Origin of the sequence: Mesorhizobium delmotii, assembly GCF_900149755.1 — a bacterium.
GTDB lineage: Bacteria > Pseudomonadota > Alphaproteobacteria > Rhizobiales > Rhizobiaceae > Mesorhizobium > Mesorhizobium delmotii.
The window spans coordinates 176,832-193,784 of sequence record NZ_FUIG01000026.1; the positions used below are offsets into that span (position 1 = coordinate 176,832).

Annotated in this window: 17 protein-coding genes and 1 pseudogene; 8 read left to right on the forward strand and 10 right to left on the reverse strand. The window is 63.7% G+C overall.

The annotated features are described in order from the left end of the window. Positions 1 to 120: 120 nt before the first annotated feature. Positions 121 to 2,811: an aconitate hydratase AcnA gene (gene acnA, locus BQ8482_RS17515; RefSeq protein ID WP_123148778.1), complete on the reverse strand. Its 2,691-nt coding sequence runs from the start codon at positions 2,809 to 2,811 to the stop codon at positions 121 to 123. A gap of 285 nt (positions 2,812 to 3,096) precedes the next feature. Between acnA and ccmA the strand changes: the two genes are divergently transcribed. From ccmA to BQ8482_RS17540, 5 genes are all read left to right on the forward strand, one after another. After that, positions 3,097 to 3,699, forward strand: coding sequence for a heme ABC exporter ATP-binding protein CcmA (gene ccmA, locus BQ8482_RS17520; protein WP_123148779.1), 603 nt, complete (start codon positions 3,097 to 3,099; stop codon positions 3,697 to 3,699). 52 nt (positions 3,700 to 3,751) lie between these two features. Next, positions 3,752 to 4,417, forward strand: a complete 666-nt coding sequence (gene ccmB, locus BQ8482_RS17525) for a heme exporter protein CcmB (protein WP_123148780.1) — start codon at positions 3,752 to 3,754, stop codon at positions 4,415 to 4,417. A 137-nt stretch (positions 4,418 to 4,554) separates the two neighbouring features. Beyond that, positions 4,555 to 4,722, forward strand: a complete 168-nt coding sequence (gene ccmD / locus BQ8482_RS17530; protein ID WP_123148781.1) for a heme exporter protein CcmD — start codon at positions 4,555 to 4,557, stop codon at positions 4,720 to 4,722. Next, the gene (locus tag BQ8482_RS17535) at positions 4,719 to 5,294 is read left to right on the forward strand and encodes a DsbE family thiol:disulfide interchange protein (RefSeq protein WP_123148782.1); all 576 of its coding nucleotides are present in this window, start codon (positions 4,719 to 4,721) and stop codon (positions 5,292 to 5,294) included. The genes ccmD and BQ8482_RS17535 overlap by 4 nt, the downstream gene beginning before the upstream one ends. A 15-nt stretch (positions 5,295 to 5,309) precedes the next feature. Continuing rightward, positions 5,310 to 6,353, forward strand: coding sequence for a DUF2332 domain-containing protein (locus BQ8482_RS17540; RefSeq protein ID WP_123148783.1), 1,044 nt, complete (start codon positions 5,310 to 5,312; stop codon positions 6,351 to 6,353). 73 nt (positions 6,354 to 6,426) lie between these two features. Here BQ8482_RS17540 and BQ8482_RS17545 read toward each other — a convergent pair whose 3' ends face one another. Further along, positions 6,427 to 6,594 (reverse strand): hypothetical protein, encoded by a 168-nt coding sequence (locus tag BQ8482_RS17545; RefSeq protein WP_084646772.1) that lies wholly within the window; start codon positions 6,592 to 6,594, stop codon positions 6,427 to 6,429. Between the two features lie 309 nt (positions 6,595 to 6,903). Here BQ8482_RS17545 and BQ8482_RS17550 point away from each other — a divergent pair, with 309 nt between their 5' ends. Both BQ8482_RS17550 and BQ8482_RS39335 read left to right on the forward strand, forming a co-directional pair. Continuing rightward, the gene (locus BQ8482_RS17550) at positions 6,904 to 7,821 is read left to right on the forward strand and encodes an SMP-30/gluconolactonase/LRE family protein (RefSeq protein ID WP_123148784.1); all 918 of its coding nucleotides are present in this window, start codon (positions 6,904 to 6,906) and stop codon (positions 7,819 to 7,821) included. Positions 7,822 to 7,853: 32 nt separating this feature from the next. Then, positions 7,854 to 8,021: pseudogene (locus tag BQ8482_RS39335) on the forward strand (tautomerase family protein); the annotation flags it as partial. A 339-nt stretch (positions 8,022 to 8,360) separates the two neighbouring features. Here the strand turns inward: BQ8482_RS39335 and BQ8482_RS17565 are convergent. The 8 genes from BQ8482_RS17565 to BQ8482_RS17600 form a co-directional block, all read right to left on the reverse strand. Beyond that, on the reverse strand, positions 8,361 to 8,894 hold the full coding sequence (locus BQ8482_RS17565; protein WP_123148785.1) for an NADPH-dependent FMN reductase: 534 nt from the start codon (positions 8,892 to 8,894) through the stop codon (positions 8,361 to 8,363). Between the two features lie 35 nt (positions 8,895 to 8,929). Continuing rightward, positions 8,930 to 9,550 carry a pyridoxamine 5'-phosphate oxidase family protein gene (locus BQ8482_RS17570; RefSeq protein WP_123148786.1) on the reverse strand — a complete coding sequence of 207 codons (621 nt, stop codon included), beginning with the start codon at positions 9,548 to 9,550 and terminating at the stop codon, positions 8,930 to 8,932. A gap of 16 nt (positions 9,551 to 9,566) precedes the next feature. Then, on the reverse strand, positions 9,567 to 10,241 hold the full coding sequence (locus BQ8482_RS17575; RefSeq protein WP_123148787.1) for a septation protein A: 675 nt from the start codon (positions 10,239 to 10,241) through the stop codon (positions 9,567 to 9,569). A 62-nt stretch (positions 10,242 to 10,303) separates the two neighbouring features. Continuing rightward, a complete protein-coding gene (ftsY, locus tag BQ8482_RS17580) occupies positions 10,304 to 12,034 on the reverse strand; it encodes a signal recognition particle-docking protein FtsY (RefSeq protein WP_123148788.1) in 1,731 nt (576 codons plus the stop codon). 11 nt (positions 12,035 to 12,045) lie between these two features. Beyond that, positions 12,046 to 13,401, reverse strand: a complete 1,356-nt coding sequence (gene mtaB, locus BQ8482_RS17585) for a tRNA (N(6)-L-threonylcarbamoyladenosine(37)-C(2))-methylthiotransferase MtaB (protein WP_123148939.1) — start codon at positions 13,399 to 13,401, stop codon at positions 12,046 to 12,048. Beyond that, a complete protein-coding gene (gene dapF / locus BQ8482_RS17590; RefSeq protein ID WP_123148789.1) occupies positions 13,401 to 14,285 on the reverse strand; it encodes a diaminopimelate epimerase in 885 nt (294 codons plus the stop codon). The genes mtaB and dapF overlap by 1 nt, the downstream gene beginning before the upstream one ends. 280 nt (positions 14,286 to 14,565) lie before the next feature. After that, on the reverse strand, positions 14,566 to 14,727 hold the full coding sequence (locus BQ8482_RS17595) for a DUF1328 family protein (RefSeq protein ID WP_077380919.1): 162 nt from the start codon (positions 14,725 to 14,727) through the stop codon (positions 14,566 to 14,568). A 307-nt stretch (positions 14,728 to 15,034) separates the two neighbouring features. Then, a complete protein-coding gene (locus BQ8482_RS17600) occupies positions 15,035 to 16,075 on the reverse strand; it encodes an MBL fold metallo-hydrolase (protein ID WP_165848606.1) in 1,041 nt (346 codons plus the stop codon). Between the two features lie 262 nt (positions 16,076 to 16,337). On the opposite strand from BQ8482_RS17600, the gene BQ8482_RS17605 reads away from it, so the two are divergent. Further along, entirely contained in the window at positions 16,338 to 16,877 is a 540-nt protein-coding gene (locus BQ8482_RS17605) for an AprI/Inh family metalloprotease inhibitor (RefSeq protein ID WP_123148790.1), read from the forward strand. Positions 16,878 to 16,953: the final 76 nt, after the last annotated feature.

Genomic DNA, 16,953 nt, shown 5'->3' on the forward strand with positions numbered 1-16,953 from the left:
GGCAGTAAGGCAGTAAGGCAGTAAGGCAGTAAGGCAGTAAGGCAGTAAGGCAGTAAGGCAGTAGGGCATGTGTTCCCTGCCCCTTACTGCCTTACTGCCCTACTGCCCTACTCCCTTCCCCTATGCCGCTAAATCGCGCAGCACATATTGCAGGATGCCGCCGTTCTTGAAGTAGTCGAGCTCGTCCAGCGTATCGATGCGGCAGATGATCGGAATCTTCTTCACCGTGCCGTCGCCATAGGTGATTTTCGCGACCATCTTCTGGCGCGGCTTGATGGCGCTCAGTCCGTCGATCTCGACCAGTTCGTCGCCCTTGAGGTTGAGCGAGGCCCATGAGGTGCCCTGCTCGAAGACGAAGGGGATGACCCCCATGCCGACCAGGTTCGAGCGGTGGATGCGCTCGAACGACTGAGCGATGACGGCGCGAACACCCAACAGCTTGGTGCCCTTGGCCGCCCAGTCGCGCGACGAGCCGTTGCCGTATTCGACACCGGCGAAGATGACCAGCGGCACGCCTTCCTTCTTGTACTCCATGGCGGCGTCGTAGATCGATCTCTCTTCCTTCGACGGATAGTGGAGGGTGTAGCCGCCTTCGCGGCCGTTCTCGCCCAGCATGTGGTTGCGGATGCGGATGTTGGCGAAAGTGCCGCGCATCATCACCTCGTGATTGCCGCGCCGCGTGCCGTACTGGTTGAAGTCGGCGACGCCGACGCCATGGTCGGTAAGATACTTGCCGGCCGGAGATGCCGCCTTGATCGAGCCGGCCGGAGAGATGTGGTCGGTCGTGATCTTGTCGCCGAACAGGCCGAGCACGCGGGCGCCCCTGATGTCGCCGATTGTGCCGAAGCCTGATGTCATGCCGGCGAAGTAGGGCGGGTTCTGCACATAGGTCGAATGGTCGTCCCAGGCGTAGGTCTGGCCTTCCGGCGCCTTGACGTTCTGCCAGTATTCGTCGCCCTTGAAGACGTCGGCATATTTGCGGGCGAACAGTTCGCGCGTCACGTTCTTCTCGATGAACTCCTGGATCTCGACCGAACTCGGCCAGATGTCCCGGAGGTAGACCGGGTTGCCGTCACGGTCCTCGCCGAGCGGCTCGGTGGTCAGATCCTTGGTCACGGTCCCGGCCAGCGCGTGGGCGACGACCAGCGGCGGCGAAGCGAGGTAGTTCGCCTGCACGTCGGGCGAGACGCGGCCTTCGAAATTGCGGTTGCCGGACAAGACCGCGGCAGCGATCAAACCTTTGTCGTTGATGGTCTTGGAGATCGGCGCCGGCAACGGGCCGGAATTGCCGATGCAGGTGGTGCAGCCGAAGCCGACCAGGTTGAAGCCGATCTGGTCTAGTTCCTTCTGCAGGCCGGACTTCTCCAGATATTCGGCGACGACCTGGCTGCCCGGCGCCAGCGATGTCTTGACCCACGGCTTCTGCTTGAGCCCGAGCCGGTTGGCGTTGCGCGCCAGCAGCCCGGCGCCGATCAGCACGCTCGGGTTCGAGGTGTTGGTGCAGGAGGTGATGGCGGCGATCACGACATCGCCATGGCCGAGATCATAGTTGGTGCCTTCGACGGCGTAGCGCTTGTCGATTTCGGCGGCCTTCCGGTATTCGGTCTCCATCGCCTTGGCAAAGCCGTCCGGAATGCCTTCAAGTGCTACGCGGCCTTCCGGACGCTTGGGGCCGGCCATCGACGGCACGACGTCGCCGAGATCGAGCTCGAGCAGGTCGGTGAAGACTGGGTCGGCCGAGCCGGTATCGCGCCACATGCCTTGCGCCTTGGCGTATGCCTCGACCAGCGCGATGCGGTTTTCCTCGCGGCCGGACATGGTGAGGTAGCGGATGGTTTCGCCATCGACCGGGAAGAAGCCGCAGGTGGCGCCATATTCGGGCGCCATGTTGCCGATGGTGGCGCGGTCGGCCAGCGTCATGTTGGACAGACCCGGACCGAAGAACTCGACGAACTTGCCGACGACGCCCTTCTTGCGCAGCATCTGAGTGACGGTGAGCACGAGATCGGTGGCGGTGACGCCTTCCCTCAGTCTGCCGGTGAGGCGGAAGCCGATGACTTCCGGCAACAGCATGGAGACGGGCTGGCCGAGCATCGCGGCCTCGGCCTCGATGCCGCCGACGCCCCAGCCGAGCACGCCAAGGCCGTTGATCATGGTGGTGTGCGAATCGGTGCCGACGCAGGTGTCGGGATAGGCTGTGGTTTCGCCGCCTTCAGTGTTGGTCCACACGACCTGACCGAGATATTCGAGATTGACCTGGTGGCAGATGCCGGTGCCGGGCGGCACGACGCGGAAATTGCGGAAGGCCTGCTGGCCCCATTTCAGGAACTTGTAGCGCTCCTCGTTGCGCTCGTATTCAAGCTCGACATTCCGGGCGAAAGCCAGCGGCGTGCCGAACTCATCGACGATGACCGAGTGGTCGATGACCAGGTCGACCGGCACCAGCGGATTGATCTTTTGCGGGTCGCCGCCGAGCGATGCCATGGCGTCGCGCATGGCGGCCAGGTCGACCACGGCCGGAACGCCGGTAAAATCCTGCATCAGCACACGGGCCGGGCGATAGGCAATCTCGACGCCGGCGGTGCCCCTGTCGGTCAGCCAGCCGGCGACCGCCTGGATGCTCTCCTTGGTGACGGAACGGCCGTCCTCGTTGCGCAGCAGGTTCTCCAGCAGCACCTTCATCGAATAGGGCAACTGGCCGATGCCGGTGAGGCCGTTCTTCTCGGCCTCGACAAGATCGTAATAAACATAGTCGGTGCCGCCCGCGGTCAGCGTGCGGCGGCAATTGAAACTATCGAGGGATTTTGACACGTGCGATCCGTCCTTGTCTGTTCAGCCTGAACGGGAACGGACGCCGATGGCATGCAATCACGCGCAAAGGTGCGGGTACGGCCATTTCCGCTGTCCGTTCCCAGCCAACCCGAGCCGTTCAAGGCGGCGCGTGCGCTGGTTCGGCGCTAATTCGCTTCCCGTGCCGACCGCTGGCACGGATGACCCGGATATAGAGAATTTCCTGGAATAGTTCTAGACAGTCGAACGGCTATTTTGTGCGATGCGGCAGCTGCCGTGGCGCGGTGTTTTCGGGACGGGCAAGGAATGCGGCTGATCGCCGAAAATCTGGGCGGCGAACGCGGCGGCGAGACGATTTTTTCCGGCATCGGTTTTGCCCTGGAAAAAGGCCAGGCGCTGATCGTCACCGGGCCGAACGGCGCGGGGAAATCGACGCTGCTCAGGGTAGTTGCCGGGCTGCTGCCGGTGGCGGCAGGCCGTTTGCTTCTCGAAGGTGGCGCTGAGGATTTTCCGTCGGTAGCCTCGGCCTGCCACTATCTCGGCCACCAGAACGCGATGAAGACGGCGCTGAGCGTGGCGGAAAATCTGCGCTTCTGGCGCGATTTTTTGGGCGCGGATTTTTTGAGCGCTGAAGAGGCGCTGGAAACGGTCGGGCTTGATGGTATCGGCCATCTGCCGTTCGGCTATCTCTCCGCCGGGCAACGCCGCCGCGCGGCGATCGCAAAATTGCTGGTCAGCCGGCGACCGCTGTGGCTGCTCGACGAGCCGACGGCCGGGCTGGACAAGGCTTCGGAAGAGCGATTCGCCGTGCTGATGCGGAAGCATCTTGAAGACGGGGGGATCGTTGTGGCGGCCACGCATCTGGCGCTGGGGCTTGGGGGGGCGAAGGAATTGAGGATGACCGGTTGATGTCGGCGTTCCCGCCCACCCCCCTCTGTCCTGGGCAAAGGCATCTCACACCATGCTAGCCCTCTTCCTGCGCGATATCCGCCTGAGTATCCGGGCCGGCGGCGGGGCGCTGACCGGCGTGATCTTCTTTCTCGCGGTGATCGCCACGATCCCCTTCGGCGTTGGGCCGGACCTCAATCTGCTCGCCCGAATCGGCCCGGCGATCCTGTGGATCGGCGCCTTGCTCGCTTGCCTGCTCGGTCTCGACCGATTGTTCCAGGCCGACCGGGAGGACGGCTCGCTCGATCTGCTGGTGCTCGGCGACGACCGGCAGATGCTGGCGCTGACCGTGTTGACGAAATGCCTGGCGCATTGGGCGGGAAGCGTGCTGCCGTTGGTCATCGCGGCACCCTTGCTGGGCCTGTTCATGAACATGGAGCCGATCGGCATCGGCGCCACGGCGCTGACCCTCCTGGTCGGCACGCCGGCAATCACCTTCATCGGCGCTACCGGCGCGGCGGTGGCGGTGGCGCTGCCGCGCGGCGGGCTGCTGATCTCGGTACTGGTGCTGCCGCTGACCATTCCGGTGCTGATCTTCGGCGTCTCGGCAAGCTATGGCGCGGTGGCCAACCCCGATCCGTTCCTGCAGCCTTTCCTCATTCTCGCCGCGCTGACCTTGTTTCTTGCCGTGCTGGGGCCGGTTGCGGCAGCGCTGGCGCTGCGTCATGGGGCGGACTAAATTAGACGGCCGCCTGACGTCAAAGGCTGCGGCGCTGCCATCGATTGCGAAGCCGATGGCGCAAGGTTAAGGGAAGGCATGTTCGAACGAAGCGGAATGGTCCGGTTGAAAGTTTTTGCGCCGGCGGAGCTACCCATATGAGCGTACACGCCCTTTATGTGACCGCTGCCTATGCCATCACGGCCGTGGTGCTGGCCGGGCTGATCGGCTGGATCCTGTTCGACCAGCGTGCACGCAAGAGGGACCTCGCCGAGTTGGAAGCATCCGGCGTGCGGCGGCGCTCCGACAAGGCGGGGAAATTATGAGCATGGAGACGGAAACGCCGGCGCGCGGGCGGCGCCTGATCGTGCTGTTGCCGTTGCTGATTTTCCTCGGGCTGGCGGGGCTGTTCCTGACGCAGCTGTTGTCCGGTCGCGACACTTCGGAAGTGCCATCGGCGCTGATCGGCCTGCCGGCGCCGCAGACCAATCTGCCGGCGCTGGAGGGCATGAATTTGCCGGGGCTCGATTCCAAGCAGTTCGCCGGCAAGGTCACGCTGGTCAACGTCTTCGCGTCGTGGTGCGGGCCATGCCGCGACGAACATCCGGTGCTGCTGGCGTTGCAGGACAAGCGCTTTGTCATCGCCGCGCTCAACTACAAGGACCAGCCGGAAAACGCCCGCCGGTTCCTCGGCGATCTCGGCAACCCGTTCCAGGCGATCGGCGTCGACGCGGCGGGGCGCGCGGCGATCGACTGGGGCGTCTACGGCGTGCCGGAAACCTTCGTCGTCGGCAAGGATGGCAAGATCGCCTACAAGCATGTCGGCCCGCTGACGCCAGGCTCGGCGCAGACGCTGCTTTTGCCGGAGGTCGAGAAGGCGCTGGCAGCGCCCGGCTGAGACACCGGAAACGCGATGGACGAACGAGACATCCGCGATCATCTTCTGGCTCAGGCGAAAGCCTGCGATGGACTTGGCTCGCCCTTCACCGCGAATTTATGCCGTGCGCTGGCCAAGGTTCTCGACGCAAACTCCAGGGCTGGGCAGGCGGTGCTCGGCTGGCCGGGCGACGCGCGCGCCGACGGCCTCGCATTGCGGCTCTGCGGCGCGCTGCATGGGTTGGTCCTGACGGGTGCCAGTGAGCAGCTGGCACTGATCTATCCGCCCAACCAGACAAGCGAATCCGAGATCGCGGCGGTGCTGCCGGAGGTAATTGCGCGGTCCGACGATCAGATCATCGCCGGCCTCGCTGGCGCGCCGCAGACCAATGAAATCGCCCGGTCGGCGATGCTGCTGCCTGGATTTCTGACGGTGGCGCGGGAAACCGGCCTGCCGCTGGATCTGTGCGAGATCGGCGCCAGCGCCGGGCTCAATCTCCTGTTCGACAGCTTTCACTACCGCTACGGCGATGCCGAGTGGGGAGACCCGGCCTCCCCCGTGCGGTTGGCACCGGAGGTGCGCGGCCTCGCTGTGCCGATTGGCGGAGCGATCGACGTCCGCCATCGCGCCGGCTGCGACATCGCGCCGATCGATGTCGCCGACGCAGTGGCGCGCTTACGGCTTCGGTCTTACGTCTGGGCCGATCAGGCAGCGCGGCTGGCCCGGCTCGACGCCGCGCTGTCACTTGCCGAAAAGTTTCCACCGCTGCTTGTCAAAGCGGACGCGGCGGATTTTATCGAGAAGGCACTGGCCACGCGGCAGCAGGGCGGCACCTTCGTGCTCTATCATTCGACCATGTGGCAATACCTGCCGCGGGCGACCAAGGATGCCATCACCGCCACCCTGGAGCAGGCGGGCAGACAGGCCACGGCGGCTGCGCCTATCGCAAGGCTGAGGATGGAGTCGCGCGATCCCACAAAGCCATGGGCGGTGCTCAGCCTCACTCTATGGCCCGGCGGCGAGACACGTCGCCTGGCCCATTGCGATTACCACGGCCGCTGGATCGAATGGATCGGCTAAGCCGATCAAACAGTTCTGGTTGCGCATGATCTCGTCCGAAAAGTCTGCAACTTTTCGGGATCATCCGTTCGCCTCAGCCGTAGATCTGCTTGTGGACCTGGTAGAGCATTTCGCTGCGGTCGGCGCGCATGTCGGCCAGATCGCGGCTGGAAAAAGAGTCGATTTCGGCGATGAGGCGGTTGTATTGCCGGCGCTTGGCGATGCTGGTGCGAGCGCGGCTCATGAGGTTGTCGAGAATCATAGCGAGGTTCCTTCTGTGCCGCATTGTTGCGGCAGGTTGTTCCTCCCTGATCGATACGCAGCATGACATAGTTATGATGCGCTGCAAAAAGAAGATGTTGCAATGCACCATTGCGCCGGACGCATAGCCGGTTAACCGCGCATGAGCGCCGTCATTTTGGGCCCTATCATTTGAGCAAGGTCGGCCTTGCCGTGGTTTGCTCCGATGTCTCAAGATGCGGTGAGGCCGACATCAACGATCTTGCCATATTGATCGCCGGCTGGCTTGATCGCGCCGGCACTAGCGATTTTGCATGACCGGGAGGAAACCATGGCCGCCGAACACTACGAAATTCTCGATCCGCGTTTTGCGCGGCTGTTCAACAGCAATGCGCAGGTGGACAAGCTGTTCACCGGATGCCGGTGGGCGGAAGGGCCGGCCTGGTTTGCGGCCGGCCGTTATGTGGCGTGGTCCGACATCCCCAACAACCGCATGCTGCGCTACGACGAGACCGACGGCAGTGTCAGCGTGTTCCGGCAGCCGTCCGGCAATTCCAACGGCAATACCGTCGACCGGCAGGGCCGGCTGGTCACTTGCGAGCATTCGGGCCGCCGGGTCAGCCGCACCGAGCATGACGGCTCGATCACCACCATCGCCGACAAATGGCGCGGCAAGCGGCTGAACTCGCCCAACGATGCGGTTGTCAAGTCCGACGGTTCGATCTGGTTCACCGACCCGACCTACGGCATCGATACGGATTATGAGGGCGACAAGGCCGAGAGTGAGATCGGCGCCTGCCATGTCTACCGGGCCGATCCCGGAACCGGCGAGATCGACGCGGTGATCACCGACATGGTCAGGCCCAACGGGCTCGCCTTCTCGCTCGACGAGAGCAAGCTCTATGTCGTCGATACCGGCCGCACCCATGGCCCGCAGAACCCGGCGCATATGCGGGTGTTCAATATCGACGAGGGTGGCAAGAAGGTCTCCGGCGGAAAGGTCTTCGCCGACTGCACGGCCGGCCTGTTCGATGGTTTCAGGCTCGACGATCAAGGGCGGATCTGGACCAGTGCCGCCGACGGCATCCATTGCTACGATCCCGACGGGACGCTGATCGGCAAAATCAAGGTGCCGGAAGTCGTCGCCAATTGCGTTTTCGGCGGCAACAAACTGAACTGCCTCTACATCGCCGGCACGACCTCGCTCTACATGGTCCGGCTGATGGTCAACGGCGCCAAGACATTTTGAGCGGCCGTCAAGCAACATCTAGGGAGGCCTCCATGCCATTCGTGAACATCCGCCTCGTCAAGGAGGTGATTGCCGATGACCCCTCGGGCAAGAAAGCGGCGATCGCTGCCCAGGTGACCGCGGCGATCGTCGGCGCCACCGGCCTGACCAGCAACGATGTCTGGGTGGTCTTCGAGGAGGTCAATGCGCGCGACTGGTTCGTCGGTGAGACCGATGTCGAGACGCTGAGACGGAAGGCTAATCTCCCGACGGGCACGGCAGCGGCGCGGAAGTTTGCAAGAGGCCTGCGGGACAGCGCCCCCCTCTGCCCTACCGGGCATCTCCCCCTCAAGGCCCCTTGGGGGAGATCGGCAGCTTCGTCGCCTAGCCCGTCTTTCAACAATGGAGGTTGGCGAAAGCGGATGACGGCCAATCTCCCTCCTTGTGGGGGAGATGCCAAGTGGTGGCAAAGAGGGCAGGACAGAGGGGGCGCGAAGGATCGCCGACGCTCGGTTCGCGTTCGCTCCGCTCCGGGACAACGAAAGCACGGTGGCCGCCACTTAACGCGAGCGGATGAAGTCGGCGAAGGCCGAAATGGCGCTGCGCATCGCCAGCCGGTTTGCCGGTTCCGCCAGGATTTTCTCCACCTCCGGAGGCTTCTTGCCGAGCAGGGCGATTTCGAGCGCAGCTTCCTCATAGAGCGCGAAAGACATGGTGCGCATGATCTCGGCCAGAGCCGCGCGGGCAAACAGCGAGCGCGGCGAGGCGTGCACCAGCATGGCCGGCTTGGCGACAGCGGCGTCGCGTGAGACCAGCCAGTCGATCGCGTTCTTCAGCCCGCCCGGCACACCATGGGCGTATTCCGGGCAGGAGACGATGACGCCGTCGGCACTGGTTACGGCATCGATCAGCACTGAGGCTTCCGGCGGTGTCCGTTCGCCTTCGTCATCCGGATTGAAGATCGGCAAGCGGCCTAGCCCGTCATAGGCGGCGACGCGGCAACCAGTCGGCGCATTTTGCGCCAAGGCCACGGTCAACGCCGAATTGGTTGAGGCGGCCCGCAGGCTGCCAGAGATGGCCAGGATGTTGAGCAAGGGTGATGCCAGTCTGGAATCGCGTCGGGAAAAGCCTACCACATCGTCTGCTTGTAGCTTTCGTCCAGCCAGCGGTCGGTCGCCTCGACCGAATCGGCGAGCGCCAGCTGGTCGCGCAGGATCTGGCCGAGTGTCGGCAGCGTCGCGCGGTCGTACCAGGTTTCCGGCCTCCACAGATCGGAGCGCATGAAGGCCTTGGCGCAATGCATGTAGGCGGCCTTGACCGTCACCAGGACGACGCTTTGCGGTTCCTTGCCGTCAACGGCGAGTCGCTCGCGCAAAGCAGCATCGACGGTGATGCGGGCGTCGCCGTTGACGCGCAGCGTCTCGTTCATGCCCGGGATGAGGAAGAGCAGCCCGACCGAGGGGTTGAGAAGAATGTTCTCCAGCGTGTCGAGCCGGTTGTTGCCGGGACGGTCGGGGATGGCGATGGTCTTCTCGTCGAGCACGGCGGCAAAGCCCGGTTTGTCGCCCTTTGGCGTCACATCGGCATTGCCGGCGCCGTCGGAGGAGCCGATCAGCACGAAGGGGCTTTTGCCGATGAAGGAACGGCTGTGGCCATCCAGCGCCTTCAGTTCCTTGCGGATCGAGCCGTCGGTCGGCCGAGGCGTCTTGTAGATCGTTCTCAGCTCTTCGCGCGTGGTGACGAATTCCATGCCCTCTCCCTAACCGTTACTTGCCGGCCTTCTCTTCGTTTCCGGTCTTGCCTTCAAGCGAATGGCGCATGATCAGCGGCATCTGACTGAAGGTGAAAAGAAGCGTGATCGGCATGATTCCCCAGACCTTGAAGGTAACCCAGGCGTCGGTGGAGAAATTCCGCCAGACCACTTCGTTGACAAGGGCCAGAAACAGGAAAAACAGGCCCCAGCGGAGGGTGAGTTTCTTCCAGCCCTCGGCATCGAGGCTGAACGCCGAATCGAAGACGTAGCCGAGCAGCGACTTGCCGAAGAACAGGCCGCCGAGCAGCACGCCGCCGAACAGCATGTTGACGATGGTCGGCTTCATCTTGATGAAGATGTCGTCCTGCAGGTAGAGCGTCAGGGCGCCGAAGACGAAGACGACGACGCCCGACACCATCGGCATGATCGGCAAGGTGCGGGTGAGCAGCCAGGACGCGGCCAGCGCGATCGCGGTCGCGGCCATGAACAGGCCGGTGGCGACGAAGATCGGTCCGCCGAATTCGGCCAGCACCGGAAATTTCTGCGACAGCCATGCGCCACGGGCGTTGGCGAAGAAGAACACCATCAACGGGCCGAGCTCCAGCACCAGCTTGAGCAGCGGATTGACGCCTTCCTTCTTCTGTTTCTGGGGGTCGGACGGGTCGCGTTCGAGGATGCGCGGGTTCATAGGCTTTCCTTCTTGCGCAAGATCCTGTCCAAGAAGTCTGCAACTTCTTGGGATCATGCTTGTTATGCCACTCCAGCGATCGCCCTGGCGAACTCGCTTGCGGAGAAAGGTTCGAGGTCGTCGACCTGTTCGCCGACGCCGATGAAATAGACCGGCAATTTGTGCTTTGCCGCGATCGCCACCAGAATACCGCCGCGTGCCGTGCCGTCCAGCTTGGTCATCACCAGACCGTTGACGCCGGCGACATTGCGGAAGATCTCGACCTGGTTGAGCGCGTTCTGGCCGGTGGTGGCGTCGACCGTCTGCAGCACGGTGTGCGGCGCTTCCGGATCGAGTTTGCCCAGCACCCGGACGATCTTTTCCAGTTCCGCCATCAGCTCGGTCTTGTTCTGCAGCCGCCCGGCGGTGTCGATGATCAGCACGTCGGAGCCGGCTTGCCTGGCCTGTTCGAACGCGTCGTAGGCAAGACCTGCCGCATCGGCGCCAAGCTTGGAGGCGATGACCGGCGACTTGGTGCGCTCGCCCCAGATCTTCAATTGTTCGATCGCGGCAGCACGGAAGGTGTCGCCGGCTGCGAGCATCACCGACAGGCCGCCGTCGGTCAGCTTTGCCGCCAGCTTGCCGATGGTCGTGGTCTTGCCGGTGCCGTTGACGCCGACGACAAGGATGACATGCGGCTTGTGGCTGAGGTCAAGCTCCAGCGGCATGGCGACATGGGTCAGCACCTTCTCCACCTCGCTCGCCATGATGGCGCGGACTTCCGTCTCGGAGACGTCCTTGCCGTAGCGGCTGGCGGCCAGCGAATCGGTGATGCGCAACGCCGTCTCCATGCCGAGATCGGCGCGGATCAGCACGTCCTCCAGATCCTGCAGCGTGTCCTCGTCGAGCTTGCGCTTGGTGAAGACGCCGGCGATGTTGCCGGACAGTTCCCGGGAAGAGCGGGCAAGCCCCTCCTTCATGCGCTGGAACCAGGAGCGTTTCGGTGCCGGTCCCGGCGCCTTCTGCGGCTCCGCTTTCTGCTCGACCTTCTTGGTTACAGTGACCTTGCCGGGGGCCGGCTTTGGCTCCGGCGGTGGTTGCGGAACGGCCTCCGGCTCGGGTGCGATCTCGGCAAGCACCGGCTTCGCCTCGATCGGCGCCGGCTGGCGAATGGGGGGCGGGATTTCGGCCGGCGGCGCCTCAGGCTCGGGCGCAGTTGAGGGGGCCTTGGCGGGCGGTGCCGGCATTTCGACGGGCTCCGGCTCCGGCTGTTTTTCCGGCTGGAACGGGGCGATTTCTGGCGGCTGCGGCTCGGGCTCAAGAATTTCCTGCGGCTCTGGTGCAGGAACTGGCTCAGCGATGACGGGAGCGGCCGGGATTTCTTCGGGCTCCGGCTCCTCAGCAGCCGTTTCCGGCTCCGGCGGCCGCAGTTCCTCGACCGGAGCAGGCTCTGTCTGGATTTCTGGCTCGGGCGGAACGGTAGGAGCGGGCTCGGGCTTTGGCTCCTCGACCGGAGCATGCTCCGGCTGGATTTGTGGCTCGGGGGAAATGATCGGAGCGGGCTCGGCCTCTTCAACAGGCGCCGGTAGCGGCGCGGGCGGTGCTTCCGCCTCGACCGGTGGCGGAGGCGCAGCTTCTGCCTCGGGCCGGGGCTCTTCGCGTTTCAAAAATTCCGGAACGGCCTGCTCCGTCGCCGGTTTCAGCGCCTCCAGAGCGTCCCATTTGATCGGCGGCAGCGGCGTGGTCTCGTCGATCCGCTCCTCGACCACTTCCTTCTTGCCGAACGAAAATATCTTCTTGAGAAAACCAGCCATGTTTTTGCGTCTCAGGCGGCGCGGGTGGCAAGCGGCGCCGCGATCAGTCTGATACCGTCATGGCCGACGATATCAGCCTCAACGATTTCGCCCGGCGCGCCGGCAGAGATCGCGGCAAGCGTGAAGCCTTCGGTGCGGCCGAGCCCGTCGCGCTCGACCAGGATCGACTGGCGCGTTCCGGTGAGCGAGGAAAGGTGGCCGCGGTAAGCGGCGTCGCCGGCGGCGCGCAGCCGTGCCGCACGCTGCTTGACCACCTCGCGGCGAAGCTGCGGCATGCGCGCGGCGGGCGTGCCTTCGCGTGGCGAGAACGGAAAAACGTGGAGATGCGTCAGCCCGCATTCCTCGACGATCTCCAGCGATTTTTCGAACATCGCGTCCGTCTCGGTCGGAAAACCGGCGATGATGTCGGCGCCGAAGACGATGCCGGGACGCAGTTTGCGCAAATCCTCGCAAAAGCGGATCGACTGATCCCGGTTGTGCCGGCGCTTCATCCGCTTCAGGATCATGTCGTCACCCGCCTGCAGCGACAAATGCAGATGCGGCATCAGCCTGGGCTCGGTGGCGATGGCGTCGAGCAGATCGTCGTCGGCCTCGATCGAATCGATCGAGGAGAGGCGCAGGCGTTTTACGCCAGGCACCTGCTTCAGGATTGTCTTGACCAATTTGCCGAGTCTCGGGCTGCCAGGCAGGTCGGCGCCGAAACTGGTCATGTCGACGCCGGTCAGCACGATCTCGGCATAACCATTGCCGCTCAGCCGCTCGACCTGCTCGACCACGGCCCCCATCGGCACCGAGCGCGAATTGCCGCGGCCATAGGGGATGATGCAGAAGGTGCAGCGGTGGTCGCAGCCGTTCTGCACCTGGACAAAAGCCCGCGCCCGGCCCTCGATGGCGTCGACCATGTGGCCGGCTGTCTCGCGTACCGAAAAGATATCGTTGACGCGAGCCTTCTCGGTATCGTTGACGCCGAAATCCGGCAGCGCGCGATAGGAATGCGCCTTCAGCTTCTCTTCATTGCCGAGGACGAGATCGACCTCGTCCATGGCGACGAAACTCTGCGGCTCGGTCTGCGCGGCGCAGCCGGTGACGATGATGCGGGCGGCCGGGTTCTCGCGGCGGGCCTTGCGGATCGACTGTTTTGCCTGGCGCACCGCCTCGCCGGTGACGGCGCAGGTGTTGAAGATGATGGCGCCGCCTTCAAGCGCGCCAAGGCCGGCGCTTTCCGCCTCTCGCCGCATCACCTCGGATTCGTAGGTGTTCAGCCGGCAGCCGAAGGTGACGACGTCAACACTTTTGGGAAGAGTGGGACCTTTGGGAAGAGTGGGGCCCCTGGAAAAAGCGGGACTCTTCTTGGCAAGAGGAGCCATCAGGCGGCGCTTTCGGTGTCGCGGGCCCACACCCCGGTCGACGGATCGAAGCTGCCGGAAAATTCCCATTCGGCGGCGCCGGTGAGGATGACGTGGTCGTCGCCGCGCCATTCGACATGCAAGGAGCCGCCGCCGGGCGTCACCAAGGAGACACTGCGTCCGGTCCGCCTGGTGCGCGCGGCAGCGACGACGGCGGCACAAGCCGCCGTACCGCAGGCCTTGGTCAGGCCGGCGCCGCGCTCCCAGGTGCGGATGACCATCGTCTCGGGCGAGGTCACCCGTGCGATGGTGATGTTGGCGCGTTCGGGGAAGATCGGGTGATTTTCGAGCAGCGGGCCGAAGCGGTCGAGCTCATAGGACCAGACGTCGCGGTCGACCCAGAAGATAGCGTGCGGATTGCCCATCGACACGACCGAGGGCGAGTGCAGCACAGGCGCGTCGATCGGGCCGATCTGCAGCTCGATCATGCGGGTATCGCGGAATTCCTCGGCCAGCGGAATATCCTGCCAGCCAAAACGCGGCTTGCCCATGTCGACCGAGATCAGCCCGTCGGCATGTTCTTCAGCGTTGAGGATGCCGGCGACGGTCTCGAAGGCGAATGTCTTCTGGCCGGTCTCTGCGGCAAGTGCCTGCACCACGCAGCGCATGCCGTTGCCGCAGGCCTGCGCGCCGGTTCCGTCGGAATTCAGGATGTCGATGAAAAAGGCGGTGCCCGGCGTCCTGGCGTCGTGGATCGCCATGATCTGATCGAATTTCGTCGCCGCATCGGCATTGAGCGCAACGGCAGCAGCCGGCGTCACCCGATCGGCGCGACCGCGCATGTCGGCAACGATGATCTCGTTGCCGATGCCGTTCATCTTGGCGAAGGGGGCAGTGCTTGCCATGGATCGAAAGGTCTCATGCCGGTTTGGCGCCTATATGGCGGATACCGGCCGAAATTACCAGTGTGCGGACGTCAGAGCGACGTGCGTCCACTTGGACGCACAAAGTACGCTCTGACACTTTGAACCCGCGCATCGTGCTTTCCGAAAATCGATTCCGATTTTCGGGCCGATGCGACTAAAGCGCGTCGCGTTTTGAACGGATTCATGCGACGTGCTTTAGGTCTTGTTTTTTATGCATGTCATTATCGCAAAACCGCTACGCACTTTTGCGCGACATGCATTACGCCACCGCGAAGACGCCGAGCATGACCAGCAGGAAGATAATCAGCACGATGCCGATGAGGATACGGGCGCCGGTGGCGGCGGCTCCGGCCAATGCCGGCATGCCGAGCAGGCTGGCCGCGGCCGCGATAATCAGAAGAATGATGATCCATTTGATCATGGGGAAATCCCTTGCAGCCGACGGTTGTGGATGCCTGCCAACGCGTTTGCGACGTCACGGGTTCCGCTGCGGGTTTCCGTGCGCCGCGAAGCCGGTTGCCTGCCTGGTGCATCGGACCCAAAAGTGGGTATCGGTTTTGGAAAAATCCGATGCTCAAACAAGAAGATTGAGCGGCGGTCCGCTTCGACTTGAAAGTCCGCCGCTCTAAAGCGCGTCGCGTTTGACCGGCCTCACGCGACGCGCTTTAGGTTGTTGTCTTATGCATGTCGTTATCGCAAAACCGCTGCACACTTTTGCGCGACATGCATTAGACCGCCGGCACGTCCCAGACCTCGCCGGGACGCAGGGCGCGAAAGCGTTCGCGAGGGACGCCCTGGTCATCCAAGGCCTCGCCCAGCTTTCTGGCCGGCTCGTCGATCGGCTCGTTGGTAAGCTGGAACGTGCCCCAATGGCAGCCGGTGGCATAGGCGGCGTTGCACAAAAGCATGCCCTGCACCGCCTCCTCCGGGTTCTGGTGGTGAGGCGCCATGAACCAGCGCGGCTCGTAGGCGCCGATCGGCAGGATGGCGAGGCGGAAGCCGGCGTGCCTTTCGGCCATTAGCCGGTAGTTGATGCCGTCGTGGAAACCGGTGTCGCCGGCGAAATAGACCTTTCCGCCTGGCGTCTCGACCACAAAACCCGCCCACAGCGCCATGCGCCGGTCGCGGGTGCCGCGCGCCGACCAGTGGTGCACCGGCTCGACATGGACGGCGACGTCCTTGCCGATATCGACCCGCTCGCCCCAGTCATGCGCGGAAAGCCGCATGCCGGGAACGCCATCGTCGATGATGGCGTCGTTGCCGAGCGGCGTCAGCACCAGCGGGTCGTGCTTCGTCTTCAGCCGCTTCAGCGTGGCGAGGTCGAGATGGTCGTAGTGGTTGTGGCTGACCAATACGAGGTCGATCGGCGGCAGGTTGGAAAAGGCGATGCCCGGCGGATTGACCCGTTTCGGCCCGGCAAAGGAGAGCGGCGAGACGCGCCGCGACCAGACCGGGTCGGTGAGAATGTTCAGGCCGGCTGTCTGGATGAACAGCGAGGAATGGCCGACCATGGTCAGCCTCAGTTCGGAGCCCCCGATCCGTTTGGCCGGTGTCGCCTGATGAAACGGACTTGGATTCGCCGCCGGCCATTTCGAGCGTTCGCCGCCCAACTGCCACTTCAAAAGATCGGAAAAGCGGGCAGGCAGCTTGCCGTTGGGATTGAAGAACAAGGTGCCGTCGAAATGATCGCTCGGCGGGCCGCTGTAATAGCGATTGGCGGCTCTTTTTCTCGCAGCCAAGGTTTCGCCTCCGGCAGGGTTCCGTTTCATCAGAGATAGGACCGGACCCGGCTGGCGCAAGCATTTGGCGGCCGAATGCCAGGAGCACGCCTGTCCAGCAAAACAGCTGCGCGCCTCTGTCAGACCTACAGGGCAGGCTTTTAGGCTGCATGTATTTTGTGGTAAAATTGCAACAGACGCTGCCGCAAAAAGTATTTTAACCATATCGGGTTGAAATTTCGCCACCTTCTCCATCTTGGTGATGGGAGATTGTGCGGACGGCAGCCCGAGCCGGATCCGACGGAGGTTTGAAATGAATTTTTCGAAAACCGGTCTGCTGGCCGTATCGCTTGCCGCGCTCGTTGCGAGCGGCTGTTCAACGTCACGATTCTCGTCGATGGACCAGCAGCCGTCGCCGCTGGAAGCCGCGCCCTCCGGCACGGTGACCGCAAATCAGCTGCCGCCGCCGGCGGCGCCCGGCACTGCCGACCCGTCGAAATTTCCAACGGCGCCGCAAGGTTCCGAGGTGGCTTCGCTGCCACCGGACGGGACGGCTCCGGCCGGAGCTGCGGATCTTACCGCCTCCAGCGTCGCCGGCGTGTGGAAGGCCAGCGTCTCCGGCCAGAGCTGCCAGGTGGCGACGCCACAGACCAAATTCGGCGCCGGCTACCGGGCCGGGCCGCTGCATTGCCCGGCGCCGATCAACGGCATTAAGTCCTGGAACGTCGCCGGCAAGCAGTTGACGCTGTACGACGAGAATGGCGGCACGCTGGCACGGCTCTATTCCTCGGGCGGAGAGAAATTCGACGGCCAGACTTCCAACGGCCTGCCGATCTCGCTTACAAGAGGCTGACCCGCCCCCATTTGTTTTTACGCAATTCCGACGGGAAACCGAGACACACTTTTCCTGGAATCGCTCTAGAACGACG

What these genes read in the sequence shown, in the direction of transcription:
- ccmA (WP_123148779.1), top strand. Translation starts at nt 3,097, where the DNA reads ATGCGGCTGATCGCCGAAAATCTGGGCGGCGAACGCGGCGGCGAGACG.
- ccmB (WP_123148780.1), top strand. Translation starts at nt 3,752, where the DNA reads ATGCTAGCCCTCTTCCTGCGCGATATCCGCCTGAGTATCCGGGCCGGC.
- ccmD (WP_123148781.1), top strand. Translation starts at nt 4,555, where the DNA reads ATGAGCGTACACGCCCTTTATGTGACCGCTGCCTATGCCATCACGGCC.
- BQ8482_RS17535 (WP_123148782.1), top strand. Translation starts at nt 4,719, where the DNA reads ATGAGCATGGAGACGGAAACGCCGGCGCGCGGGCGGCGCCTGATCGTG.
- BQ8482_RS17540 (WP_123148783.1), top strand. Translation starts at nt 5,310, where the DNA reads ATGGACGAACGAGACATCCGCGATCATCTTCTGGCTCAGGCGAAAGCC.
- BQ8482_RS17545 (WP_084646772.1), bottom strand. Translation starts at nt 6,594, where the DNA reads ATGATTCTCGACAACCTCATGAGCCGCGCTCGCACCAGCATCGCCAAG.
- BQ8482_RS17550 (WP_123148784.1), top strand. Translation starts at nt 6,904, where the DNA reads ATGGCCGCCGAACACTACGAAATTCTCGATCCGCGTTTTGCGCGGCTG.
- BQ8482_RS17570 (WP_123148786.1), bottom strand. Translation starts at nt 9,550, where the DNA reads ATGGAATTCGTCACCACGCGCGAAGAGCTGAGAACGATCTACAAGACG.
- BQ8482_RS17575 (WP_123148787.1), bottom strand. Translation starts at nt 10,241, where the DNA reads ATGAACCCGCGCATCCTCGAACGCGACCCGTCCGACCCCCAGAAACAG.
- ftsY (WP_123148788.1), bottom strand. Translation starts at nt 12,034, where the DNA reads ATGGCTGGTTTTCTCAAGAAGATATTTTCGTTCGGCAAGAAGGAAGTG.
- mtaB (WP_123148939.1), bottom strand. Translation starts at nt 13,401, where the DNA reads ATGGCTCCTCTTGCCAAGAAGAGTCCCGCTTTTTCCAGGGGCCCCACT.
- dapF (WP_123148789.1), bottom strand. Translation starts at nt 14,285, where the DNA reads ATGGCAAGCACTGCCCCCTTCGCCAAGATGAACGGCATCGGCAACGAG.
- BQ8482_RS17595 (WP_077380919.1), bottom strand. Translation starts at nt 14,727, where the DNA reads ATGATCAAATGGATCATCATTCTTCTGATTATCGCGGCCGCGGCCAGC.
- BQ8482_RS17600 (WP_165848606.1), bottom strand. Translation starts at nt 16,075, where the DNA reads ATGAAACGGAACCCTGCCGGAGGCGAAACCTTGGCTGCGAGAAAAAGA.
- BQ8482_RS17605 (WP_123148790.1), top strand. Translation starts at nt 16,338, where the DNA reads ATGAATTTTTCGAAAACCGGTCTGCTGGCCGTATCGCTTGCCGCGCTC.